The organism is Leptolyngbya boryana PCC 6306 (assembly GCF_000353285.1).
In the GTDB taxonomy this organism is placed as follows: domain Bacteria; phylum Cyanobacteriota; class Cyanobacteriia; order Leptolyngbyales; family Leptolyngbyaceae; genus Leptolyngbya; species Leptolyngbya boryana.
Genome location: NZ_KB731324.1, coordinates 2,386,939 through 2,411,821, shown reverse-complemented (window position 1 = coordinate 2,411,821; position 24,883 = coordinate 2,386,939). Strand labels below are relative to the sequence as shown.

Genomic DNA, 24,883 nt, shown 5'->3' with positions numbered 1-24,883 from the left:
GGGAAACTCAAATGGATCGCCCGTTTCAAACAAATTAGTCTTCTTCCCAACTTTCAACCGCTAATAGTTCACTGACCGGATCTTTCATTGAAAACTCGAATGCTTCTAATTCTTGTTTCCAAAAGCTCCAATCATCCCCATAAAGCAGTGCGATTTTCCAAAGACTATCATTTGGCTTCAGCAGCTTCGAGTCCACTAATTTTTGAACTTGACGCTGCAACTTCTCCATCGGATGAGCAACCTGTAGGTTCATACCTTTGATTTACCAAAATTCAATTGAGTTTTACAAATGTTGCATACGGGCTACAGCCAGAAGACATATCACTGAGGAGGTGTCTGTTTCTTACGGCGCATTGCCATTCCAGCTACTAATATTAGCTTACTTTTTTGAGTTTTTGACAAGTCGTTTCAACAATTCGCTTTCGGATTGCCGTACATACACCGGGAAGCATTGAAATTTATTGTTTCTTGATTTCCCGATCCGTAAATCTACCCTGAATCTATTTCTAGATTAAGATGCGCCCCGTATTTTCTAAGCAGTTGTACTGCTTATGAAACCAGAATTGGATGCCCTCCAATTTTAGCAAGATAGTCGATCGTAGGGTGCATCGATCGTGTTGCAATCCCTTGACAGGGATATGTCTATGCAAGTTCTAAAGCCTCGCATCTAGACCCTGCGGATGAAATCCGCCAAAGCAAACTATGCAAGAAGTCTACTAGGCAATGGTGATTGAGCACGTTGTTGCAACAATAGCCCATACTCTAAACTTTCAACGACAGCTTGATAGGACGCTTCCAGGATATTTCCTGAGACTCCTACCGTTGCCCAACGTTGAACACCGTTACTTGACTCAACGAGCACACGCGTTTTGGCGGAAGTTCCCGCTGCACCATCGAGAATTCTAACTTTGTAGTCTGTGAGGTAAAAGGTTTCAATCTCAGGATAGACCGTGATCAAGGCTTTGCGTAAGGCTGCGTCTAAAGCAGAAACAGGTCCATTCCCTTCTGCGGCTTCCAGAATTTCTTTGCCTGCGATCGCAACTTTCACCGTTGCTAGCGATCGCGCGCGTCCACAATAACTATGCGTTGGGGCTGCCTCTGCCATCATGTCGTAATGCACCTGAAATCCTCGAACTTCAAAGGGTGCATTTCTCTCTCCCAAAGCCTGCCGAATCAGCAATTCAAAGCTCGCTTCTGCGGCTTCAAACTGATAGCCATCTTGCTCTAGATGCTTCAACGATTCAAGAATCTCCCGACAGGTGGGATCTTGACGATCGAGATTGAATCCCAAAGATTTTGCTTTTGCCAGGATGTTGCTAATTCCGGCTTGCTCTGAAATCACAATTCGCCGACCGTTCCCTACCAGTTCTGGCTGCAAATGCTCGTAAGTAATTGGATTACGCTGCACTGCGCTGACATGCAATCCGCCTTTGTGGGCAAATGCAGACAATCCGACAAATGCTGCATGATCATCTGGCGCAAGATTTGCGACCTCACTGACAATGCGACTGACTTGAGCCAGCGTCGCGAGCTGCTCAGCGGGTAAACAGTCATAGCCTAATTTCAATTGCAAGTTCGGAATCACCGAGCAAAGATTGGCATTGCCGCAGCGTTCACCATAGCCGTTGATCGTGCCTTGAACCATCGTTGCGCCAGCATTGACCGCCGCGATCGCATTTGCAACCGCCAAATCACAGTCATTATGCGGATGGATGCCGATTTTCACATCTCCAACTGCATTTCTCACATCTCTCACAATCTGCTCAATCTCATGCGGTAATGTTCCGCCATTGGTATCGCAGAGAGTTATCCATTCTGCTCCTGCTGCGATCGCGCTTTTCAAGGTTGCAAGCGCATACTCTCGATTGTGCTTATAACCATCAAACCAATGCTCTGCATCATAAATGACTTGGCGATCGTGGCTTCTGAGATACGTGATCGTGTCTTGAATCATCGCAAGATTTTCATCGAGCGTAGTTTGTAAGCCTTCGGTGACATGCAAATCCCAGGACTTGCCAACAATCGTGATCCACTTTGTTCCGGCTGCTAAAATCGGCTGCAACATTGGATCAGTTGCAGCCGTCTTTCCAGGACGGCGAGTGAAGCAGAACGCAACGATTTCAGCCTGACTCAGCGGTTGCTCTTTGAGGTGCCAGAAGAATTGCACATCTTTGGGATTTGCTCCGGGCCATCCGCCTTCGATAAATGGAATCCCGAGTCGATCGAGTTCTCGCGCAATGCGGATCTTGTCTTCGACTGAAAATGAAATCCCTTCTCGCTGAGCACCATCGCGCAATGTTGTATCGTAAATCGATAAAGAGATTGGAGTCATACGTTTGACTCTAAAAAAATTAAGACAGCTTCCTATTCTGAAAGACTGAGAAACCTTCCAGAGTGACCATTTGCAAAACTTAATTCAACGAGGTGCGAAATGCCGCAAATTACAGCCCAGGGAAAGACGATTGAATGTGAATCCGGTGCAAATTTACGTCAAGTTTTGCTCAAAAACGGAATTGATCTCTACAATGGCGGTTCTACTGTGATTAACTGTCACGGCCTCGGAACTTGCGGAACCTGTTCAGTTGAAATTGAAGGAGAAGTTTCGCCGATGGAATGGCGCGAAAAAACTCGCCTTTCTCTGCCACCCCACAATCCTGAAAAATCTCGTCGTTTAGCCTGTCAAGTTCGCGTGTTAGGTGATATTCGGGTTACAAAACACAGTGGATTTTGGGGACAAGATGACGCGATTCAATGGGAATAATGCCTGCTTCAGCGTTAACGATAAATTGACATCATGATCACTGAATAGCACAGTAGAAGTAACAAAACCCGCCAAGGCTATGCGCGTGAGTGCATCCTCAAACTGGCGGGTTTCTCATTATCCTGGACTTTTCAAAAGATTAGAAGAGTCGCTCCATTTGGCTAGAGCGATAAAATCATAGAACAGTACAATTATTGGGGCGCAAACCCTAGCGCTATACTTTACACAAAGAGCGTTTTTTGCCCGCGATCGGGCTTTCTAGAAAAGAAACATTACGTCAGGCAAGTGTTATGAATCCGACTGGAAGAATTGTGGGTGGGGGATTGGTCTTAATCGCATTGTTATGGATTTTGCGAATTGCAGGAGCCTTACCTTTTAGCGATCGCTCAATCAATCAAGTGGCAGCACAAGTTCCCCAAGATCGTCCTCCCATCTCAGATCTGGATGCCTCGCGCACCACGATCGCGAACTTCAACCCTCCGACAACAACTCAGCCGTTAAATCCGAATGGAACAACATCGGGGAATGGTTCTTCCACGATTGGAGACTTGGCAAATGCTCCGGGAACGAGTACTGCTAACTCAGGCACTTCGACAGGCAGCACAACCAGACCGAGCGGAGCCACAACACGACCCGCAATTCGAGGAGCTTGGTAATCGATGCAACGTGAGGTGTTGATCATCGGTGGCGGTATTATCGGACTCGCGATCGCGATCGAACTTAAATCTCAAGGCGCGGCAGTGACCATTCTCTGCCGCGATTTTGCTGAAGGGGCAACTCATGCAGCAGCAGGAATGCTCGCGCCTCAAGCAGAAGAACTTCCGCCCAGTCCGATGCTCGATTTTTGTCTAGAGAGTCGGGCGCGCTACCCCGATTGGATTCATAAGCTCGAATCTTTAACCGGAATGAATGCTGGATATTGGGCTTGTGGCATTCTTGCACCACGGTATCAACTCAGTGCCCATGATCAATGGCTCGATCGAGCCAGCCTACTCGCGCATCAAGCAGACCTTGGTGAAGAAGTCGTTGGAGGCTACTGGTTCCCGCACGACGCGCAAGTGGATAATCGCGCGCTAGCAAAAGTGCTGTGGATAGCAGCAAAAGAGCTAGGAGTCGAAATTCAAACCGGAATCAATGTTGAGCGATTTGCATTTGATACCAACATTAATTATCTAGAGACAAATCAGGGAACTTGGAAAGCCGATCATTACGTTCTGGCAACCGGAGCTTGGGCACAAGAACTGCTGCCGATTCCCGTTTTTCCCAGAAAAGGTCAAATGCTTGCGGTGCAAGTTCCCGACCCTGCAAGGCTGCCCTTGCAACATGTGTTGTTTGGAGACGCTTACATTGTGCCGCGTCAGAATGGGCGCATTATTATCGGCGCAACTAGCGAGAATGTTGGATTTCAGAGAGGCAATACTGCGATCGGCATTCACACGTTGTTAGCAAAGGCCATACGACTTTACCCCCCGATCCAGAACTTTGCATTGCAAGAGATTTGGTCAGGGTTCCGACCTGCAACGCCGGATGAACTTCCGATTTTGGGCGAAAGTCCCTATACAAATTTGACGCTGGCAACTGGGCATTACCGGAATGGCATTTTACTGGCTCCGATTACGGGTAGTGCGATCGCGCAATTTGTCCTCACGCAAAAGTCTGACTCTCGCCTAGAAGCTTTCCATTATTCGCGGTTTTCATAGATTCTCTAGGTTTGGGAGGGGGCAATTTTCGGCATAATGGATATCCGCAATCCGCGATCGAGGCAGCATTATGCAAACTTTAGAAAAACCCCTAGACAAGAATTTAGAGGACAGTTTAATCATCGCAGGACGCAAATTTCGCTCCCGCTTGATGACTGGAACTGGAAAATATCGCAATTTCGATGAGATGCGTCAAAGTATTGATGCGAGTGGCTGTGAAATTGTCACAGTCGCTGTGCGGCGCGTACAAACGCAGGCTCCTGGACATGAAGGACTCGCGGAAGCGATCGATTGGAACAAGATTTGGATGCTCCCGAATACCGCAGGTTGCCAAACCGCCGAAGATGCGATTCGAGTGGCACGCTTGGGGCGTGAGATGGCGAAACTGTTGGGACAAGAAGACAATAATTTCGTCAAACTCGAAGTGATTCCTGATGCGAAGTACCTTCTCCCTGATCCCATTGGCACACTAGAAGCGGCTGAACAATTGGTGAAAGAAGGTTTTGCCGTCCTGCCTTACATCAATGCAGATCCACTGCTGGCCAAGCGATTAGAAGAGGTAGGATGCGCAACCGTGATGCCATTGGGGTCTCCAATTGGTTCAGGTCAAGGGATTCGGAATGCGGCAAACATTCAGATCATTATCGAGAATGCCAAGGTTCCGGTCGTAGTAGATGCAGGGATTGGGACTCCCAGTGAGGCAGCGCAAGCGATGGAATTTGGTGCGGACGCATTGTTGATCAATACCGCGATCGCTCAAGCAGCGAATCCGGCAGCAATGGCGCGGGCAATGGGATTAGCGGCTGAAGCCGGTCGTTTGGCATATCAAGCAGGTCGAATTCCGGTCAAGGCGTATGCAAGTGCGAGTTCGCCGTTAACGGGCAGGATCAACGATTAATCAAAGGGTGACTTCGTCACCTGCATTCATTGTGCAAAGTAGGGAGATGCGGGGCAATAACCTTAATTTCAGACCCTCTCCCTATCTCCCATCAGATTGATCGTGCTGTACTAATCTACAATTCGATCCAAAGCCCGATCGCTCTTTAAATAAGCTGAGTAAACGTAGAGCGATTGCGGATCGACTTGATCCGACTGCATCTTGTAATCGTGCGTGGCAAATTCGATTTGTAGCATTAAGCGATCGTGGCGAATCGGGGGCATTCCTTTGTGGAAGCACAAGGTATCTTCGGCAAACCCAAACCCTGCATTGCCACATACTGTCACTAATTTATCGATTCCGTAAGTCTCAACAATCTCAGAATCTCTAAATCGCTTTCTCACCCATTCGTGAGCAAATCGTTTTCGACGATGCGTGCCTTGAATACAGGCATGAGCACCCGTGAGTGAATCGACATTCGTGAGATAGAAAAAGAATTTGATAAAGCGGTAATCATCAAGATCGTAATGAAACAGTTGCGCTGCTTTACGACGAGCGTGTAAAGAGGCTTCTGTTGCAAAGCTCCACCAAAGCTGACTACTAATCAAAACTGGCTCGGTTCCTAAATACTCTGCTGCGATCGACAACAATGTGGGATCTTGAGTCAACCGCTCGATCGCAGGACAATTCTCCACCGTATTGAAATAGTGCGCCGTGACAAATGCCCGGTGATACCATTGTTGCGCTTCTCGCTTGCGGGTGTAGTGAAAGCCATATTCCGGTTTACGATCGCCATAACAAGGGTACTGCTTTGCATAAGTAATGATGTCTTCGCGCAGATCCGGCGGCAAATTCAAACCTAAGTAAATTCCGTCCTTGACTAAAGACTGCACGACTGTCTCAGGAGCAGTTTCGGGAAACGCAGACTCGCCTGAAAATCGAGCGATCACGCTTGCACGGGATCTGAACCGATGGATCAGCGATCGCACTGCACCAAACCGTCCTAACTTCCGCATCAGTAGCCAATTTGGATTTTTAGTGATCCCTCGAAACAACTCGTAGCCGTAGTCATACGCATCATGGTAAAAATTGCGCAGCCAATAGAAACCTAAGAACACATCCGTCTCCACTCAAACAGATTTGATAACTAATGATTGATGAGCCTTCATTTCACCCTTACAGGAGACTACAGAGACTCCCGGTAAGTTTTTAAATACTTCATGATTATTCCCGCTCAAGGATGAAGTTTTGACAAACTTAATGGCTTTATTTCGCAAGAAAACTCATAGATTTGATGAATCAAAAGGGATAAAACTAAATAATTAAAACCTGAATTATATAGAAGCAAAACACTTTTTTGATTACCTGAAATAGCGAATTCGCAAAGCTTTCGTCAAACTTAATGTAATTGTTAAATACAAAAAGTTCTTCTGAATAATGTGGGCTAAGAAAATCTATAGGGTAAAATCTGCCAAAACAGGTTACATTGCTCTAAGTGATATGACATTCCTCACCTCGCACACTTATGAGGATTCTTAAAACAGTTCGGATCGCGGTGAGAAAGTTTGAATGACCTAGATAGCGTTGACGTAGGAGTGAACTTCCAGCTTTATGTTTGACTGTATTGTTGTTGGAGCAGGTCCCGCCGGCGGAACTGCTGCTTACCATCTCGCAAAACGCGGACGTTCAGTTTTAGTGTTAGAGAAAGACGCTCTGCCTCGTTACAAACCCTGTAGCGGCGGAGTTTCACCTGCGATCGCGCAATGGTTCGAGTTTGATTTCAGCCCCGTCATTTCTCGCAAAGTCAATACAATCCGCTATACCTGGAAGCTCGGTGATCCGGTCGATGCGACACTGGAAACGCCTGAACCGATGTGGATGGTACGCCGTGATGAGTTTGATCAATTTGTGATCAAACAAGCTCAGCAAGTCGGTGCAGAAGTTCGAGACGGAACGGCGGTAACGGGGATCGAATTTAAAGGCGATCTCTGGCTCGTCCAGACCACCGCCGGATCTCTAGAAGCAAAGTATCTAATTGCAGCAGATGGTGCAAAGGGTCTGATGGCGAAATGGCTCGGATTCAAAGAGCGCAAGACGCAAATGGGTGCAGTCATGGAAGCACCTCATGCGATCGGGCAAACGGCTCAATTTGATTTCGGCATGTTGAAGAACGGATTTATCTGGAATTTACCGAAATCCGAAGGGTTCAGTGCCGGAACTGCATCATTTAGAGGCAACGATAAGACCGACTTTGATAAAGCCTTGTCGAATTATGCAAAAGAGGCTGGATTCAATACGAGCGGCGCACAGATTTATACCCATCCGATCGTATTTTGGGACGGGGATCAAGTCTTACATACTCAGAATGCAGTCCTTGCTGGAGAAACGGCAGCGATCGTTGATCCAATGACCGCAGAAGGCATTCGTCCTTCGATGTTTAGCGGCATGAAAGCGGCAGAAGCGATTGATCAAGCACTCAACGGCAATGCAAACGCGCTTGCTGAATATACCAACGTGATTCAGCAAGAGTGGGGCAGCGATATGGTTTGGGCACAACGATTAGCAAATCTGTTTTATCGAGTTCCGGGGATCGGGTACAAGGTGGGTGTGAAACGTCCGACTGCAACCGATCGTTTGGGCAAAATTATGTGCGGTGAGTTGCGTTATGCAGATGTAGCCACCCGTGCATTGAAGCGTTTAGGCGGTGGATTGATCCCTGGAATGGGCGGTTAGTCTAGCTTTTAATGAAGCAAAGCCTCGGAATTAATCTAAATTCCGAGGCTTTGCTATGCTGACTAATGTAGGTAGAGTTTTGGGAATGCGATGAAAACTCGTAGCTTTACAGTCATTATCTCTAAAGAAGACGACATGTATATTGCCGAATGCCCAGAAGTTGGCACAGTTGATCAAGGTGAAACGATCGAACAAGCTGTTGCCGGACTGAAAGAGGCAACCCGTCTGTATCTTGAAGAATTTCCAATACCTGACGGATCGCCCAAATACATCACTAGCATTGAAGTGAGTTATGCCTAAACTGCCACGAATTTCAAGCAAAGAAGCAATTCGGGCATTAGAGCACTTAGGTTTGAGCAGATTCGTCAAACGGGTAGTCATGTTGTGATGCAAAAAAAGACGGACAAGGGCACTGTAGGATGTGTTGTTCCCCTGCATCGGGAATTGAAGGTTGGAACACTCAGCGGAATTCTCAATCAAGCACAAGTCACAACCGATGAATTTATCGAGAATCTATAAGGGTCTTTATGCTAGATGACGACAGAGAGATCGGCAAGATTGGAATGATTGCGTTTACAGTCGTCAGCCTCTTAATGGGATTATTGGCATACTGCTGTTTCACCCCCACGCTTCAAGGACTGGAGTTTGCGACCTTCTTTTTCAGCACGAATGGGTACAGTATTCCTATACCCTTACCATTCTGGGTAGCAGGTTGGATTTATATCTTCGCGAGTATCTCATTTCTGCTTGCGGCGCTTTGGTCTTTTGGCTTCTACTTGATGTCTCCGGGCAAGAATCCTGACTATGAGGAATACTTGTATCCTTCATCGGAAGCCAAAGACAATCATACAAACAGCCTGTGAGCTTCCGACGAGATCAATTAAGCTTTTTGCTCGTAGTAGCTAGAAATATGCTCGTAAACATGTTGCGGAAACTCTAGATCTCGATAGACATTACAAGCATCGAGATCATCAGGATTTGGACAAATTGGAAAGTTTTGATGCTGCTGCCAATCTAAAACACGATCTCGTTTCGGTGGATTGTAATCTTTGCCTTGAACCTGCTGATAAAGCGATTTTGCTTCCGCTTCACTGCATTCTTCATCTTTCAGAAGGTACTCAATCACCTCTTCTTGCGAAAGAAAATGTCGAGCCACCATTGCGAAAACTAAACGCCCATAATGCTCGATATTTTCACCTGCATCTAACGCATCCAGTAAATGCGCCATCATGTCACTTTTTCTCAAATCTTCGACAGACATAGACTTCTCAATAAATTGATCTACTATGACTGTTGTAGAACTGATGATCTAAGATGACTTCTGCCAAAAGATTCAAATGATCCGCATCAAGCTGATCCAAAGAATGATCTGATTCACATCAAACATCAGCCGATTACAATCGGGTCTAATGCTCGATCGTGCCATTGCCGCTGCGACCATTCCGAAACATAAGGACGCAGAACAAATTTCACAGGTTCACCATCCATCACGTCAATTCGTAGAAAAGAATAAGGACGCTGTTTGTCCTTTCCTTGCCCAGTTCGTCCGACAAAAAGTTGAGACTTCGCCACAATGCGATCGTCTTCTTCAATCTCGGTTCCCTCCTCTCGTTGTCGTCGCAAACTATAGCCACTCCCACCACAGATCACCCAATTAATATTGGAATCTGCATGTCCAGTCTCAACCGTCCGAAGGTACTCAAAACAATGAGCGTGACCCGTAAGCACAAGATCAACAATAGAGCGCTCCTTGATATCAACCGCTTTCGCTACATCATCAAAAACCTGCCGCAATCGATAGCGCACCGCATGAGTTTGTGCTTGATACCATTTCGTCGCCTCGGTCACATAGGGGGGATGATGAAAATAGATAATTCTGCCTCGCACGTCAGGAGAATTGAGGGATGCAATTAAGCGATCGCGTAACCAGTCTAACTGCTCATAATCTGTCACCGATGCTTCTGTATTCAATTGCTTATCAATGTCAAGCTGAATCTCTTCAAGTTGTTGAAGTTTGACGCGAATATCATCTGCTGCGTCTGACTGTTCGGGTTGATTGACATTTAAGCGAGAGAGTTCTTGTAGCAATTGCTGCATTTCTTGCTCGATCTCGTTACGACGATCGAGTAATTTCCCACGGTCTTCTTGAGTACTCGAAGGCACAATCGGCTCATTAAATGTATTGGAGTCGAGGGCAAAGAAATCAATCCCGCCGTAACGGAACGTATAGTAGCGGTTTGGCAAACGAGTAAATAACCCAGGCTCGTATTTTAAGCACCGTCCTGTTGAAGTTTCAGCCGTGTAATGTCGATCGAGATGTTCGGCTAAATGCATTGGGTCTTTCAGCCACAACGTATCCATGAACGCTTGGGCAAATGCTTTTCCTTGATAAGATCCATGAAAACGAATATCGAGATCAATCTTTTTTCGTAATAACAGTCTCAATGGATAAGAAACCTGAGCTAATACACCATAAAATAGGGTTAAATCATAATAATCATGATTTCCCAACACAGGTAAGAATGGGAAGTTAAACACCATTTGATCAAACTTAATCTTGGTCGGTGTTTCTCCCCCAACTAAAAATTCTCGGTAAGGCTCAATAAAATTTTGGGGATAAAATTCACTAGAGCCAACAAGATAAACGACATCTCCAGTATGTAAAACAAACCGACATTCGTCCTTATGAAGCAACATCTGCTCAGCAATTTGGCGTTGGGGAAAATGCCCAGGGTGTCGTCCCGATCCACTATCACCAATCACCAAGAAAGAAAAAGCATTTTGTTCGCGCGGATCATCAATGACAAAACGGGTTTGATCAATTCCGCGATCGCGCAAACTAGGGGCTTTCCACTGCACCCGCTCCCGCATTTTTTGAATTTTGAGTGCAGTAGAGGGTTCCGAAACAAATCTCATCATGATCAATCTCGATACATGATTAAATTCTGAACGCTGAAACCCGAATTTTCAACCATCTGTGTAATCCTGGATCAATGCGTAAATTTCTAGCTTTCTAAGGAACCCATCATGGACGACAAGTTAATGTTAATGATTCCGGGACCAACTCCTGTCCCTGAACAGGTCTTATCGGCAATGGCAAAGCATCCGATCGGACACCGGAGCGGCGATTTTGGCAAAATTGTGGCAGAAGTCACGCAAAATCTCAAATGGCTCCACCAAACGCAAAATGATGTCTTAATCCTCGCAGCAAGTGGCACAGGCGCGATGGAAGCCGGGATTATTAATTTTCTTAGCCCAGGCGATCGCGTTTTAGTCGGGACGAATGGAAAATTTGGCGAACGATGGGCAGAAGTGACGGATGCCTATGGTTTGCAAACCGAACGCCTCTCAGTAGATTGGGGGAAACCGCTTGATCCAGAAGCATTCCGACAACGCTTGGAAAGTGACACTGACAAGCAGATCAAAGCGGTCATTGTTACCCATAGTGAAACTTCAACGGGTGTGATCAACGATCTCAAAACGATCAGCAGCTATGTCAAAGCACATGGAGCGCTGATGATGGCAGACACCGTGACCAGCCTCGGTGCAACCAGCGTGCCCGTGGATGAGTGGAGCTTGGATGTGGTGGCATCAGGTTCACAAAAAGGCTACATGATCCCGCCTGGATTGGGATTTGTTGCAGTCAGCGCAAAAGCTTGGGAAGCCTACAAGACGGCAAAACTGCCTCGGTACTATTTGGATTTAGGCAAGTATCGCAAGTCGAGCGCAAAAGATACCACGCCGTTTACGCCTGCGATTAATTTGTTCTACGCGATGCAAGCCGCGCTGAGAATGATGAAAGCTGAAGGCTTGGAGAATATTTTTGCGCGTCATGAACGCCTGCGCCAAGCTGCACGGGCTGCTGTAAAAGCGTTGAATATGCCTTTGTACGCAGCAGATGAGTGTGGCAGTCCAGCGATTACTGCGGTGATGCCAAACGGAGTCGATGCAGAACAAATTCGCTCTGTGATGCGGAAACGATTTGATATTGCGCTGGCAGGTGGACAAGACCATCTCAAAGGCAAAATCTTCCGAATTGGGCACTTGGGATTTGTCAGCGATCGAGATTTATTAACCGCGATCGCGGCGCTAGAAGCGACCTTGCAAGAGTTGGGCTATGACAGCTTTACGCCTGGGGCAGGAATTGCAGCAGCGGCGAAGGTTATCTCGAATTCCTAATTGAACTGCCGCGTTTCGGCTACGCTCACCGTTCAGTGCTGAAGATCTTTAGGTTCCAGTGCCTTTGCGGATTGATCGCAGCCGAAACCCAATCCTCAAGATGTCACTCGCGCTAATTCTGTATTCAAAGGGAATTCTGGGAAAGTGTTACTTTTCAGAACCCCCCTATGAGTCGTTCCGTTTCGATCGCGTCAAATCTCCAAGACCTTCAGACTTTAATTCTGTCTTTTCATCCGGTCATCGCGATCGAAACCGTCGAAGAAGAGCGGGTACAAGACTTGCTCAGAACAGCAACGCAAGAAATGGGCTTATCGTTGTTTGAGTGGAGCATGACTCAGGGATTAGTTCGTGTCTCTCAGAGCGATCGCTGGACAAATGAGTATGCTCCGCCCGGACAAACTACTTCTGGGTACGAAAACTCAGGCGATCCGCTAAAGCTGCTCGAAACAATTCAATCTTTAAACATCCGAGGAGTCTTTTTACTCAAAGATTTTGCGTCACACCTCGAAGATGCAAAGACAGCCCGGCAGTTTCGAGAACTGGTGCAATTGTTTGGGCAAACGCGATCGGTGATTGTTCTAGTGGGGGCTGAGATTGCATTGCCCGTCGAACTTGCACATGATGCTTGCTTTTATGATCTCAAACTTCCAGGACGAGATGAATTGCTGCAAGCTGTTCAAGACATTGTGCGATCGCTGCGGGTCAAAAATCGGGTGCAAGTCGAAGTCCAAGATCAAGACTTGCATCTGCTCGTGAAATCGCTCACCGGGATGACCTTAAAACAAGCCCGTCAAGTTGTGGCTTATGCCGCTTTAGAAGATGGCAAACTGACGGCGCAAGATGTGCAGCGAATTCTGCAACGCAAAGCGCAGATTATTCAAGAAGGCGGCGTTTTAGAGTATTTCCCGATGGATGATACGCCGCTTGATTTGGGCGGTTTTACCGGACTCAAACAATGGCTTGCTTATGCCAAGGTTGGATTTAGTCCGCAAGCTCAAGCCGTGAATTTGAAACCACCCAAAGGAATTTTAATTGTCGGGATTCAAGGCTGCGGAAAATCTCTGGCAGCAAAAGCAATCGCGCGCGCCTGGAAGATGCCCCTGTTAAAGCTCGATGCAGGTCGGCTGTATGACAAATATGTTGGTGAATCGGAGAAGAATTTCAGACATGCGATCGCACTTGCTGAATCGATGGCTCCCGCCGTGTTGTGGATTGATGAAATCGAAAAAAGCTTAGGCAACAATGGTGGAGATGCGGACGGCGGTTTGAGTCGGCGAATGTTTGGATCATTTCTCACCTGGATGCAAGAAAAAACAGGCGAAGTCTTCGTGATTGCTACCGCAAATGATCTCTCCCAAGTCCCGCCAGAACTGTTACGCAAAGGGCGATTTGATGAAATCTTTTTTGTCGATTTACCGGACGATCGCGAACGCCTGACAATTCTACAAATTCATCTCACCCGCCGCCGCCAAAATCCAGAGATGTTAGATTTATCAGCTTTGATTGCTGCAACCGATGGATTTAGTGGTGCAGAGATTGAACAAGCAGTCATTACAGCGTTGTATAAAGCGTTGTATTTGAATAAACCGTTAGAGACTGCACTATTGTTAGAGGTGATTAAATCGACGGTTCCACTTTCGATTACGCGGCGTGAAGATGTGCAGCGACTTAGAGCGATCGCTCAAGAGCGGTTTGTTAGTGTTCGATAATTGCCGATTTCAATCGTGACCTCGATCGAAGTGTTCTTGGGGCACAGAAAATTTTTGTTGCTCGAATCCCGCGACTTCAGATAGTGTATAGAGTGGGCGGTTTTTTACTTCTTCATAGATGCGCCCAATGTATTCTCCCAAAATTCCAATGCTGAGCAGTTGCACCGCACCTAAGAAGAAAATAGCGACTACGATGATAGTTAATCCAGTCAAGGGTGAAGCGGGATAAGCAATTCTCCAGTAAAACGTCAGCAGCATCATCACGATCGCAACTAAAGCAGCAAATAATCCTACATAGGTTGAAATCCGCAGCGGCACTTTCGAGAAGGAAACTAAGCCATTGATGGCTAACCCAAGTGATTTGTGAAATGTGTATTTCACATCGCCAGCAATTCGAGGATCGCGCTCGAATTGGATTGCAGTCTGAGAAAATCCAACCCACGATCGCAAGCCCCGAATGTAACGATTGCGCTCAGGCATTGCATTGAGTAAATCCACGACTTGACGATCCATCAAGCAAAAATCGCCTGTATCTGTTGGAATATCGACATCCGCAAGCTGTTTGAGCAATCGATAAAACACAAAAGCTGTCAAGCGCTTAAACCATCCTTCCTTGCGCCGCTGAGTCCGCTGAGCATACACCACTTGATAGCCTTGCCGCCACTTCTCAAGCATGGCGGGAATCAGTTCGGGCGGATCTTGTAAGTCTGCGTCTAAGATGACAATCACGCGACCTCGAACATAGTTCAAGCCAGCCGTGACGGCAATTTGATGTCCGAAATTGCGAGCTAAGCTGAGATAACAAACGCGCGGATCGCGATCGTGTAATTCTCGAATTAACTGCAAAGACCGATCTCGGCTCCCATCATTGACCAAAATCAATTCAGATGGGGCATCGAGCCTGTCCATTAGCGCACTCACACGACCATACAGCGCGGCGATCGTCTCTTCCTCGTCATAAATCGGAATGATCAGCGTGTACTTTGGTAGAACCATCGAACCTATCTCCACAACCAGGTCAGCGCGATCGCACTTAGACTACTAGCTCGAACACCGACTATAAAATCGTGCTATCTCTTGCCTTCGAGATCTGTTAGAACACACGATTGATTTTCCCAACTGATCAATCTTAGCTGGCGTGAAGCTTTCATCGAAGAAGTCACTAAAATTTGTGACTCATATTCACTTTGAGCCGATATGACTTCACTGAATGATCAACGATGAATCGAGTGCTTGTTGGCAGAATTCTCGAATTTGCGGAGAAGAAAAACTATCATCACTCGCTTTACTAGCTACGAAGTAATTTTGTAGCCAAGCACAGCCTATTTGTATGATTGTTCTACATGGATGAGATAGCAAGGCAATGTGCTAGCTGAAATTAAACTTTAGCTAACGATACATCTCAATCAGTTAAGTGAGTCCTTATGCAGCTATAGCAATCCGATTTGAGTTGTGAAATTTGGGGGACTTAGGGGGCACGACAGACTATGCTTTTCACGATCAATTCAGGACTGCTATAGCTAGCACTTCTGAAGTTGATTGATGAAAGCTCAATGCAGAAGCTATTGACGAGTGCGATCGAGTTTAGAAACGACTCCGCCAAATGCAAAATTTTGCACCATCTCGCTTGCCAGAAAGTCATGCGGAAAGCCAAGCTCGATCGTACTCACATCATTCAATCTCTGAAGCTGTTCTGAACTGAGTTCAAATCCTAAGCAATCCATGTTCTCCTTGAGTTGATCGAGCTTGCGCGAACCAATGATTGGAATGATGCTACCCGGTTGTTGACGAATCCAATTCAGTGCGACTTGCGACGGGAGCTTACCTATTTCAGCAGCAATATCGAGCACAGTTTGAGCGATCGCGAGTTGCTTTTCAGTGACCGGGCGCGAAGTATCAGGATTACTCAATCGTCCTTCCACAGGTTCCGGCTTGTTATATTTACCCGTTAAAACTCCTGCTCCAAGCGGACTCCAAGCCGTTACTCCAATCTCAAATGCTCGTGCCATAGGCAGGAGATCTCGCTCGGGAGTACGTTCAATCAGAGAGTACTCAATCTGTAGTCCGATAAACGAAGTCCAGCCGCGAAATTGCGCGATCGTATTTGCCTGAGAAATAATCCAGGCAGGTGTATCTGAGATGCCAATATAGAGAATCTTGCCTTGTCGAACTAAGTCATCAAATGCTCTCATGACTTCTTCGACAGGTGTTGTAAAGTCCCAAGCATGGAGCCAAAGTAGATCGATGTAGTCTGTTTCTAGGCGCTTCAAACTTGCTTCAACTGCTTGCACCATGTTTTTCCGATGATTGCCAGCAGCATTCACCCCGCCGTTGCCCATGTTGAGTGAGTACTTTGTAGCGAGTACCCACTTTTCGCGATCGCGTTTAATAAATTCTCCAACAAACTTCTCGCTGGTTCCATTGGTATAGAGGTTTGCGGTATCAATGAAATTTCCGCCTGCTTCTGCAAAGGCATCAAACATTTTGCGGCTCTCTTCATACGCTCCGCCCCAGCCCCAATCCTCTCCGAAGGTCATTGTGCCGAGACACAATTCCGAGACTCTGAGACCGCTCTGTCCTAGTAGTTTGTATCGCATCGTTTTTCTAAAAGTGCAGTGAAGGGTAGCGGTTCATTCTTCCCCGGATTGAGGGAAATTGAATGAAGCATTGCATGACATGCTGCAATTGAAAAGTCATCGAATCAATCGGACTCACAGGTGCATCGATTGCGCATCGCGTCGAGCATCTTAATTATCAAGACTAGGCTAAAACTCTCCGATGAGTCAGGCTCAGAATCAATTTCTTAGTGTTGTTTTACAAATTGCAATAAACGGTTCAACTTCATGACGAATTTAGATTTAGCATCGCGCGAAAGCCTAGCAAAATCTGACCTGTGCGCTTTCTACTCATCCTGGGCATAATGAATCCGCCCACCAAGATACTCACGGTTCTGTCTGATACATTCACCCTTTGGATTGACGAAACAGGAAGCCAGCATGTCCATTGAGAAACTTCAACCTGCACCTACGCAGCAAGTCGGGGTCTACACGCCATATTATCCTCAACAAACCAAAAAACAACTTCTTCCATTTGCGATTAGCCTCTATCAAAAAGGGGCGCTTGAAGGAGAACGCAGAATTGAGGGAGCTGAAAGTATTCCGTTTATTGCGACTTGGAATGTTTCAACCCTACCTGCGGATTTGTGCCGTTGTCGGATTCAATTTGAAGGCAATGCTGAACTCAGTTATGAGATCATGATGGCGAACTTCGAGTTTGTTGACTTCTTAATTGATGTCATTCTTAATTTTAAGCGGAGTCGGCTTTCTGATTTTTCCCAGTCGTTTTATCGCAAGCTGTTGCGCATCGACGAATAGAGGGTTCAATTCCATCTGATTCTGATCAAGTCAGGGCGATCGTAGAATTCTACGATCGCCCTGACTTTTGCCGTAGTTCCGAACTGAGTGTATCCAAGATTGCGATAAAATTCATAAAGCTACAAGGCTGTTCATTGAGTCATCATTATCCGGAGTAAGCGCGTGCCAAAGTCCGCCAAGTATTTAGTCATCGGTTCGCTAGAAGCTTACAGTGGCAAATCGGCTGCCATTTTAGGAATTGCTCATCAACTCAAAGCGAAAGGGATTGATCTTGCCTACGGCAAAGCGCTAGGCGGCGGCTGGGGTCAAACTCAGATGGCAGATAATGATGGTGATATTCAATTTGTGGCAGAGGCGATACAACTGCCCCAAGAACGGCTCCAGGCTCCCGTCCTCAACCTCGATACGGATACGGTTGAAAGACGGATTAGTGGAACTGATCAGCAGGACTATCCACAATTGTTGGCGCAGCGATCGCAAGCGCAAAAAGGCGATTTAGTCATTCTAGAAGGACCTGGAAATCTCAGTGAGGGTAAATTGTTCGATCTCTCATTGCTGCAAGTCGCAGAAACCATTCAAGCCCAGGTAATGCTCGTCACACGGTTTCATTCTGTACTCTTGCTCGACCAGATTTTGAGTGCAAAAGAGCAATTAGGCGATCGCTTGTTAGGAGTTTTGATTAATGATGTTCCGGCGGATCAGCTCAATTCCATCAATCAGTCACTCCGTCCTTATCTAGAACAGCAAAATATTCCCGTGCTAGGGGTGTTGCCGAGTAGTACGTTGTTAAGAAGCGTCAGTGTTGCAGAATTAGTGCATCAATTAAATGCAGAAGTGCTCTGTCGCCCTGATCGCTTAGATCTCATGGTCGAAAGTTTGACGATCGGCGCGATGAATGTCAATTCTGCTTTGAAGTATTTTCGAGCGAGACACAATATGGCGGTGGTCACAGGCGGCGATCGCACGGATTTACAGCTAGCAGCGCTGGAAACTTCCACACAGTGTTTGATCTTGACCGGGCACATTGCCCCGACGAAAGAGATTGTGGCACGCGCAGAGGATTTGGAAGTGCCGATTCTTGCAGTCGATTTAGATACATTAACAACTGTTGAAATTATTGAACGAGCCTTTGGAGAAGTGCGATTGCAGGAGCCAATTAAGTTTCAATGTATTTGTCAAATGATTGAAGCTCATTTCGACAGCGATCGCTTATTGTCCGCTTTAGGATTAATGCCAGCAAGTACACGATGACACAAACATTAGTTTCAACCGCATTCCGAGTCGGAATTGCAGGTCCCGTGGGATCAGGGAAAACAGCGTTAGTTGATGCCCTTTGTAAAACGCTGCGCGATCGGTTTGCGATCGCAGTCGTGACGAATGATATTTACACGCAAGAAGATGCGAAATTTTTAGTGCGATCGCAAGCTTTAGACCCGAATCGAATTTTGGGAGTCGAAACGGGAGGCTGTCCTCATACAGCAATTCGGGAAGATGCATCGATGAATCTTGCTGCGATCGAGCAACTTGAGCAGCGATTTCAGGATTTAGAGCTGATTTTCGTCGAGAGTGGTGGCGATAATTTAGCTGCAACCTTTAGTCCTGAACTGGTTGATCTGAATCTCTATGTAATTGATGTTGCAGGCGGGGATAAGATCCCGCGCAAAGGTGGTCCCGGCATCACAAAATCTGATCTATTGGTCATTAATAAGATTGATTTAGCGCCCTATGTCGGTGCCGATCTGCAAGTTATGGAGCGAGATGCAAAGTTGATGAGAGGGGATAAACCTTTTGTCTTCACAAACTTAAAAACACAAGCTGGATTAGGCACCATTGTTGATTTTGTGACCACTTACGCAGGGCTGAACCTGACGCAAAAATAACAAAATAACCCTTAAATTGTAGTCCTCAATACAATTCTTGCCAGAACACAAGCCCTAGTATTTCAGAGATATTACTGAAGCTTGAAATCGCGACATCTCTGCGACTCGCTCCTTCGCAGAGCCAATCTTTTTTGGATTGTTCGATCGCTCTTGCTTGGTTCAATACGTCACTACTTTGGACTATGACAAACTCATTCGGACGGCGTGAATTTATTGTTTTTGGCTCCACTCTTGCAGGGAGTATTTTGTTGAAATCGTGCGGAGCGCCCACAGCTTCAACGGGTTCAAGTTCAGGTTCTTCTCCTGCTGCTTCTCCTGCTGCCAATACCGCAGCATCGGGCAACACGATCAAGGTGGGAATCTTGCACTCGCTCTCTGGCACGATGGCGATCTCTGAAAAGAGTGTCGTCGATGCTGAGCAATTAGCGATCGAGGAGATCAACAAAGCGGGCGGTGTGTTAGGCAAGCAGATCGAAGCGGTCGTTGAAGATGGCAACTCGGATTGGCCAACCTTTGCTGAGAAAGCGAAGAAATTGATCGATCAAGACAAGGTGGCAACGGTCTTTGGTTGCTGGACTTCAGCAAGCCGGAAAGCGGTACTGCCTGTGTTTGAATCGAAAAAACACTTGCTCTGGTATCCCGTGCAGTATGAAGGGCAAGAATGCTCTAACAATGTGTTCTATACGGGTGCTGCTCCCAACCAACAGATCGAACCTTCGGTCGAATGGTTGTTGCAGAACAAGGGCAAAGAGTTCTTCTTGGTGGGTTCAGACTATGTCTTCCCCAGAACTGCAAATACGATCATCAAAGCTCAGTTAGCAGCTCAAGGCGGAACGGTGAAAGGGGAAGACTACATTCCCTTAGGCAACACCGAAGTCAAATCGGTTGTAGACAAAATCAAGCAAGCGCTTCCGAATGGCGGCGTGATCTACAACAGCTTGAACGGCGACACGAACGTTGCATTCTTCAAAGAGCTGCAAGCATCTGGCTTGACACCTGACAAGTATCCTTCGATGTCGGTGAGTATTGCAGAAGAAGAAGTTAAAGCGATCGGGGTTGAATACCTCAAAGGTCACTATGCAGCATGGAACTACTTCCAAACGGTGAATACACCTGCTAGCCAAAAGTTTGTGCAAGCATTCAAGGCGAAGTATGGCAACGATCGAGTCGTGAACGACCCGATGGAAGCTGCTTACATCATGGTTTATCTGTGGAAGCAATCCGTTGAGAAAGCAGGAACCGCTGATGATCTCGATAAAGTGAAAGCAGCCGCGTATGGTCAGACCTTCGATGCACCCGAAGGAAAAGTCACCATGAACTCGAACCACCACTTGTCGAAGTTTGTCCGGATTGGTGAAGTTGGAGATGATGCGCTGTTCAAGATTGTTTCCGAAGGCAAGGAAGCGGTGAAACCGTTGCCTTGGAATCAGTTTGTTGCAGAAACGAAAGGCTTCTCCTGTGATTGGTCTGATCCGGCGAAAGGTGGGAAGTTCAAGCTGACAACCTAGGGATTGATGGCTCTGTCTCATGTCACAGAGGTAGGGAGTGGGGAGTAGGGAGTAGGGAAAGAATTGTACGATTCCGTTTCCCACTCCCCACTCCTCACTCCCTACTTCCTCATTTCTGTCATACCGACTTGGAGGAGATTTTGCTATCAGGACTTTTGAATGGATTGTTCAGTGGGCTAAGCCTAGGTTCAGTACTGTTACTTGCAGCATTGGGACTGGCGATCGTCTTTGGACTCATGGGTGTGATCAACATGGCGCACGGTGAGTTAATGATGCTCGGCGCTTACACAACTTTTGTGGTGCAAAATGCCCTGAAGCCGTTGGGTGGCATTTGGTTTGATGCCTATATCTTTGTTGCTTTGATCGCAGCGTTTATTGTGACTGCCATATTTGGCGTGGTGCTAGAGCGTGGGGTGATTCGATATTTGTATGGGCGACCGCTGGAAACGCTGCTGGCAACGTGGGGTGTGAGCTTGATCTTGCAGCAGTTGGTTCGCAGTGTGAGTTGGCAATTTGTAATTGGGTTGATTGTCTTCTGTGCGTTCTTCTTCGGGGGACTGTGGTTTTTAGCAAAACGCCCGAATTTTGAGCAATTTCGAGGGTGGGCGATCGCGCTTTTACTGCCGATCTCGGCTGGGATCGCGCTCTCGCTCGGAAATTATTTAGGTCAAGCGTATGGGCTGCTGATGACCAAACCGTGGTTTGGCGCGCAAAACGTGGATGTGACGGCTCCGCGATGGTTGCGGGGTGGATTGTCGATCGCGGACACACAGCTTTCCTATGCTCGGATTTTTATTATTGTCTTGACGATCGCGTGTTTGTTTGGCGTGTATTGGTTTTTAAATCAAACGTCCTGGGGCTTGCGAATTCGTGCGGTCACGCAGAATCGCAGCATGAGTGCTTGTCTCGGAATTCCGACGCAGAAAGTGGATGCTTTGGCATTTGCGATCGGGTCTGGGCTAGCTGGAGTCGCGGGATGTGCGGTGAGTTTGCTCGGATCAGTTGGTCCTAATACGGGACAGAACTACATCGTCGATACCTTTATGGTGGTCGTCGTGGGTGGGGTTGGTAAGTTAGTCGGCAGTATTATCGCAGCACTGGCGATCGGAACCGCGAACTATATTATTGGCTCGAACTTGTTAGTCGATGCGTTTAGTTTCTTTCCGCCGTTGGCTGAATTCTTTCGGTTCTTCTCAACGATCAGCATGGCAAAGGTGATGGTCTTTGCATTAATTATTGTGTTTCTACAGTTCCGCCCGGCTGGACTGTTCCCGCAAAAGGGTCGAACGGTGGATGCTTAAAAAGAGGATGACGTTGTGAAAAGGGAAATTCCTTGGTGGAAAACGAAATCGTTTGCAATCGAAGTTGGACTTGTGATTGCGATCGCGCTCTTGCTGATCTTTGTGATTCCGCCTTTGTTAGTCGGCGTGGGTCAAGCCTTTCGCGTGAATTTGCTCGGGCGGTTTTTAGCGTTAGCAATTGTGGCGTTAGGGATTGATTTAATCTGGGGCTACACTGGCATTTTGAGCTTGGGTCACGGATTGTTTTTTGCGCTCGGTGGCTATAGTTTGGCAATGTATTTGCAGTTGCAAATTCCCGCCGGACAACTTCCTGAATTTTTCAGTCTCTATGGCGTCACTGAACTGCCAGCTTTTTGGTTGCCGTTTTACTCGCTGCCGTTTACGGTCTTTGCGATCGTCTTGTTGCCGACGGTCGTGGCGGCAGTGCTAGGCTATCTGGTGTTCCGAAATCGGATTCGGGGCGTTTACTTTTCGATTTTGACGCAAGCGGCTTTGATCGTATTTTTCAACTTCTTCAATGGTCAACAAAAGTTGATCAATGGAACGAATGGATTGAAGACGGATACGGCGACTATTTTTGGACAAGCGGTAGGTTCGCCCGAAGTGCAGTGGGTGTTCTACATGCTGACGGTCTGGTTGCTGGTGGGCGCTTATGCACTGTGTCGATGGCTCACGAGTGGTCGATTGGGACGGTTACTGGTTGCAGTTCGGGATGATGAACCGCGCTTGCGATTTTCTGGGTATGACCCGACGGCATTTAAGGTGTTGGTGTTTGCGATTTCTGCGGGACTTGCGGGGGTCGCAGGTGCATTGTTCACGGTGCAGTCTGGGATCATTTCGCCCAAGTCGATGGACATTGCTTTCTCGATCGAGATGGTGATCTGGGTGGCAGTCGGCGGTCGGGCGAGTTTAGTCGGCGCGATTTTGGGTGCTTTGATTGTGAACTTTGCTAAGAGCGTGCTGAGTGAACAGTTTCCCCAGGTTTGGTATTTTTTCCAAGGTGCATTGTTCCTCACAGTTGTGACGGTGCTGCCGGGTGGATTGGTGGGCTGGATTCGCAATGAAGGCTTAGAGCTTGTGCGATCGCGAATTCTTGGCAAACGCTACCTGATGACCTACCCAAGTTTAGAAGAAGATCCGGAAGTGCAATATGAGCGAGAAAATCTTGCAAATCGAAAATCTGACCGTTAGTTTTGATGGCTTTAAGGCGATCAATGACCTGAATTTTGACCTGGATGCGGGCGAGTTGCGGGTGGTGATTGGACCGAATGGAGCCGGAAAAACGACCTTTTTGGATACGATTACTGGGAAGGTGCAGCCGACGGTTGGAACGGTCTACTTTCAAGGTCGAAACACAAAAGGTCTCAAAGAACACCAGATTGCGCGGTTAGGTGTGGGGCGAAAGTTTCAAACGCCGAGGGTGTATCTAAATTTGACTCCGCGTGAGAATTTGGAGCTTTCTTGTACGCGCGATAAGAATATCTGGAATGCGATCGTTGGAAAAACTCCGGCTGCGGAACGGCGAACGGTGTCTGGGCTACTCGAAACGATCGGGCTAGATCTCAAAGCGGATATCAAGGCGGCGTTGCTGTCTCATGGAGAGAAGCAGCGGTTAGAGATTGGCATGTTGGTGGCTCAGTCTCCGGATTTGCTGTTAGTCGATGAGCCAGTTGCAGGGTTAACGGATGAAGAAACCGAGAAGGTGGGGGATCTGTTACTGGCGCTGGCTGAGAGTCATTCGATTATTGTGATCGAACACGATATGGAGTTTGTCCGACAGATTGCTCGAAAGGTCACGGTGCTGCATCAAGGCAGTGTGCTGTGTGAGGGTTCGATGGATGAGGTACAAAACGATCCGCGAGTCATTGAAGTATATCTAGGGCAACAAGAAGATCACGCTGCGTAATTTACTATGACGAATACAACGTTAGAACCAATGGGAATGGACATTGCGGTTCCGATGCTTCAGGTGTCGGGATTGAATGTGTACTATGGCGAGAGTCATATTTTGCGGGATGTGGATATGACGGTGCATCCGGGCAAGATGGTCTGTCTGATTGGGCGCAATGGGGTGGGAAAGACGACGCTTTTGAAGTCGATTATGGGGTTGCTGAAGCCGCGCCGAGGAACGATCGATCTGGGTGGTGAGGCGATTACGATGAAGACTCCGGATCAGCGTGCTCGGTTGGGGATTGGCTATGTGCCGCAGGGGCGGGAGGTGATTCCTCGGCTGACGGTGAAGGAGAATTTGATGTTGGGAATGGAGGCGTTGCCACCGAAGAAGCGTACGGCTGACATTCCGGATGAGATTTTTGAGTTGTTCCCAGTGTTGAAGACGATGCTGGCTCGGATGGGCGGGGATCTCAGCGGTGGGCAACAGCAGCAGTTAGCGATCGCGCGGGCTTTGATGGGTCAACCGCGGTTGCTGGTGCTAGATGAGCCGACGGAGGGGATTCAGCCGTCGATTATTCTGGAGATTGAAGCTGCGGTGCGGCGGATTATTGAGACGACTGGGATTTCGGTGTTGCTGGTTGAGCAGCATTTACATTTTGTGCGTCAGGCGGATTGGTACTATGCGATGCAGAAGGGTGGGATTGTGGCTTCTGGATCGACGAGTGAGTTGAGTAATGAGGTGGTACAGCGGTTCTTAGCGGTTTAGCATCAGGGCGTGATTTTTCTGGCAAACCGAAGCGGGAGCGAAAACCCTGGAAGGTTTGCCAAAAGCCTAGAACTACAACAACTCAATGGTTTTGAGAAGTCAACGAGACTGCAATTCTTAATTGCTATCCTTCGAGATAACCTTACGATCGAGAACTTTGAAATTTGGCGAAAAAGTAGGAGTATAGTCTTGAAACTGCTTC

At 47.3% G+C, this 24,883-nt stretch carries 25 protein-coding genes; 18 read left to right on the top strand and 7 right to left on the bottom strand.

Annotated features, from left to right (window positions below; genetic code table 11):
• Positions 1 to 34 precede the first annotated feature (34 nt).
• Both LEPBO_RS0112120 and cimA read right to left on the bottom strand, forming a co-directional pair.
• Positions 35 to 253: a DUF4327 family protein gene (locus tag LEPBO_RS0112120; protein ID WP_017287837.1), complete on the bottom strand. Its 219-nt coding sequence runs from the start codon at positions 251 to 253 to the stop codon at positions 35 to 37.
• A 447-nt stretch (positions 254 to 700) separates the two neighbouring features.
• Positions 701 to 2,332, bottom strand: coding sequence for a citramalate synthase (cimA, locus tag LEPBO_RS0112115; RefSeq protein WP_017287836.1), 1,632 nt, complete (start codon positions 2,330 to 2,332; stop codon positions 701 to 703).
• A gap of 99 nt (positions 2,333 to 2,431) precedes the next feature.
• Here cimA and LEPBO_RS0112110 point away from each other — a divergent pair, with 99 nt between their 5' ends.
• The 4 genes from LEPBO_RS0112110 to LEPBO_RS45065 all read left to right on the top strand — a co-directional run bounded on the left by LEPBO_RS0112110 (position 2,432) and on the right by LEPBO_RS45065 (position 5,359).
• Positions 2,432 to 2,761, top strand: coding sequence for a 2Fe-2S iron-sulfur cluster-binding protein (locus tag LEPBO_RS0112110; RefSeq protein WP_017287835.1), 330 nt, complete (start codon positions 2,432 to 2,434; stop codon positions 2,759 to 2,761).
• Positions 2,762 to 3,051: 290 nt separating this feature from the next.
• Positions 3,052 to 3,417, top strand: a complete 366-nt coding sequence (locus tag LEPBO_RS0112105) for a hypothetical protein (RefSeq protein WP_017287834.1) — start codon at positions 3,052 to 3,054, stop codon at positions 3,415 to 3,417.
• A gap of 3 nt (positions 3,418 to 3,420) precedes the next feature.
• On the top strand, positions 3,421 to 4,461 hold the full coding sequence (gene thiO / locus LEPBO_RS45070; protein WP_017287833.1) for a glycine oxidase ThiO: 1,041 nt from the start codon (positions 3,421 to 3,423) through the stop codon (positions 4,459 to 4,461).
• A gap of 70 nt (positions 4,462 to 4,531) precedes the next feature.
• Positions 4,532 to 5,359 (top strand): thiazole synthase, encoded by an 828-nt coding sequence (locus tag LEPBO_RS45065; protein ID WP_017287832.1) that lies wholly within the window; start codon positions 4,532 to 4,534, stop codon positions 5,357 to 5,359.
• A 110-nt stretch (positions 5,360 to 5,469) separates the two neighbouring features.
• Here LEPBO_RS45065 and LEPBO_RS36920 read toward each other — a convergent pair whose 3' ends face one another.
• Complete coding sequence (locus LEPBO_RS36920) at positions 5,470 to 6,456, bottom strand: hypothetical protein (RefSeq protein WP_144056191.1); 987 nt, start codon at positions 6,454 to 6,456, stop codon at positions 5,470 to 5,472.
• Between the two features lie 493 nt (positions 6,457 to 6,949).
• Here LEPBO_RS36920 and LEPBO_RS0112085 point away from each other — a divergent pair, with 493 nt between their 5' ends.
• From LEPBO_RS0112085 to LEPBO_RS0112070, 4 genes are all read left to right on the top strand, one after another.
• Positions 6,950 to 8,071, top strand: coding sequence for a geranylgeranyl reductase family protein (locus LEPBO_RS0112085; protein WP_017287830.1), 1,122 nt, complete (start codon positions 6,950 to 6,952; stop codon positions 8,069 to 8,071).
• A gap of 90 nt (positions 8,072 to 8,161) precedes the next feature.
• On the top strand, positions 8,162 to 8,371 hold the full coding sequence (locus tag LEPBO_RS0112080) for a type II toxin-antitoxin system HicB family antitoxin (RefSeq protein WP_017287829.1): 210 nt from the start codon (positions 8,162 to 8,164) through the stop codon (positions 8,369 to 8,371).
• A gap of 87 nt (positions 8,372 to 8,458) precedes the next feature.
• Entirely contained in the window at positions 8,459 to 8,590 is a 132-nt protein-coding gene (locus tag LEPBO_RS45060; protein ID WP_017287827.1) for a type II toxin-antitoxin system HicA family toxin, read from the top strand.
• 8 nt (positions 8,591 to 8,598) lie between these two features.
• Positions 8,599 to 8,934, top strand: coding sequence for a hypothetical protein (locus LEPBO_RS0112070; protein ID WP_017287826.1), 336 nt, complete (start codon positions 8,599 to 8,601; stop codon positions 8,932 to 8,934).
• 17 nt (positions 8,935 to 8,951) lie between these two features.
• Here the strand turns inward: LEPBO_RS0112070 and LEPBO_RS0112065 are convergent, their stop codons facing one another.
• Both LEPBO_RS0112065 and LEPBO_RS0112060 read right to left on the bottom strand, forming a co-directional pair.
• Positions 8,952 to 9,332 carry a hypothetical protein gene (locus tag LEPBO_RS0112065; protein ID WP_017287825.1) on the bottom strand — a complete coding sequence of 127 codons (381 nt, stop codon included), beginning with the start codon at positions 9,330 to 9,332 and terminating at the stop codon, positions 8,952 to 8,954.
• A gap of 125 nt (positions 9,333 to 9,457) precedes the next feature.
• The gene (locus LEPBO_RS0112060; RefSeq protein ID WP_017287824.1) at positions 9,458 to 10,990 is read right to left on the bottom strand and encodes a metallophosphoesterase family protein; all 1,533 of its coding nucleotides are present in this window, start codon (positions 10,988 to 10,990) and stop codon (positions 9,458 to 9,460) included.
• A gap of 108 nt (positions 10,991 to 11,098) precedes the next feature.
• On the opposite strand from LEPBO_RS0112060, the gene LEPBO_RS0112055 reads away from it, so the two are divergent.
• Together LEPBO_RS0112055 and LEPBO_RS0112050 are read left to right on the top strand one after the other, a co-directional pair.
• A complete protein-coding gene (locus tag LEPBO_RS0112055; protein ID WP_017287823.1) occupies positions 11,099 to 12,250 on the top strand; it encodes a pyridoxal-phosphate-dependent aminotransferase family protein in 1,152 nt (383 codons plus the stop codon).
• A 167-nt stretch (positions 12,251 to 12,417) separates the two neighbouring features.
• A complete protein-coding gene (locus tag LEPBO_RS0112050; RefSeq protein ID WP_017287822.1) occupies positions 12,418 to 13,959 on the top strand; it encodes an AAA family ATPase in 1,542 nt (513 codons plus the stop codon).
• A 9-nt stretch (positions 13,960 to 13,968) separates the two neighbouring features.
• Here LEPBO_RS0112050 and LEPBO_RS0112045 read toward each other — a convergent pair whose 3' ends face one another.
• Together LEPBO_RS0112045 and LEPBO_RS0112040 are read right to left on the bottom strand one after the other, a co-directional pair.
• Complete coding sequence (locus LEPBO_RS0112045; protein ID WP_017287821.1) at positions 13,969 to 14,955, bottom strand: glycosyltransferase family 2 protein; 987 nt, start codon at positions 14,953 to 14,955, stop codon at positions 13,969 to 13,971.
• Positions 14,956 to 15,521: 566 nt separating this feature from the next.
• The gene (locus LEPBO_RS0112040) at positions 15,522 to 16,556 is read right to left on the bottom strand and encodes an aldo/keto reductase (RefSeq protein ID WP_026148587.1); all 1,035 of its coding nucleotides are present in this window, start codon (positions 16,554 to 16,556) and stop codon (positions 15,522 to 15,524) included.
• 399 nt (positions 16,557 to 16,955) lie between these two features.
• Between LEPBO_RS0112040 and ebsA the strand changes: the two genes are divergently transcribed.
• From ebsA to urtE, 8 genes are all read left to right on the top strand, one after another.
• Positions 16,956 to 17,333 carry a type IV pilus biogenesis protein EbsA gene (gene ebsA, locus LEPBO_RS0112035; protein ID WP_017287819.1) on the top strand — a complete coding sequence of 126 codons (378 nt, stop codon included), beginning with the start codon at positions 16,956 to 16,958 and terminating at the stop codon, positions 17,331 to 17,333.
• A gap of 162 nt (positions 17,334 to 17,495) precedes the next feature.
• Entirely contained in the window at positions 17,496 to 18,584 is a 1,089-nt protein-coding gene (locus LEPBO_RS0112030; protein ID WP_017287818.1) for a phosphotransacetylase family protein, read from the top strand.
• A complete protein-coding gene (gene ureG, locus LEPBO_RS0112025; protein WP_017287817.1) occupies positions 18,581 to 19,213 on the top strand; it encodes an urease accessory protein UreG in 633 nt (210 codons plus the stop codon). Before LEPBO_RS0112030 ends, ureG begins: the two co-directional genes overlap by 4 nt.
• 182 nt (positions 19,214 to 19,395) lie before the next feature.
• Positions 19,396 to 20,721 (top strand): urea ABC transporter substrate-binding protein, encoded by a 1,326-nt coding sequence (gene urtA, locus LEPBO_RS0112020; RefSeq protein WP_026148586.1) that lies wholly within the window; start codon positions 19,396 to 19,398, stop codon positions 20,719 to 20,721.
• A 140-nt stretch (positions 20,722 to 20,861) separates the two neighbouring features.
• Positions 20,862 to 22,022 (top strand): urea ABC transporter permease subunit UrtB, encoded by a 1,161-nt coding sequence (urtB, locus tag LEPBO_RS0112015; RefSeq protein WP_017287814.1) that lies wholly within the window; start codon positions 20,862 to 20,864, stop codon positions 22,020 to 22,022.
• A gap of 15 nt (positions 22,023 to 22,037) precedes the next feature.
• Positions 22,038 to 23,213 (top strand): urea ABC transporter permease subunit UrtC, encoded by a 1,176-nt coding sequence (urtC, locus tag LEPBO_RS0112010; protein WP_017287813.1) that lies wholly within the window; start codon positions 22,038 to 22,040, stop codon positions 23,211 to 23,213.
• Positions 23,173 to 23,928, top strand: coding sequence for an urea ABC transporter ATP-binding protein UrtD (urtD, locus tag LEPBO_RS0112005; protein WP_017287812.1), 756 nt, complete (start codon positions 23,173 to 23,175; stop codon positions 23,926 to 23,928). Before urtC ends, urtD begins: the two co-directional genes overlap by 41 nt.
• 6 nt (positions 23,929 to 23,934) lie before the next feature.
• The gene (urtE, locus tag LEPBO_RS0112000) at positions 23,935 to 24,681 is read left to right on the top strand and encodes an urea ABC transporter ATP-binding subunit UrtE (protein WP_017287811.1); all 747 of its coding nucleotides are present in this window, start codon (positions 23,935 to 23,937) and stop codon (positions 24,679 to 24,681) included.
• Positions 24,682 to 24,883: the final 202 nt, after the last annotated feature.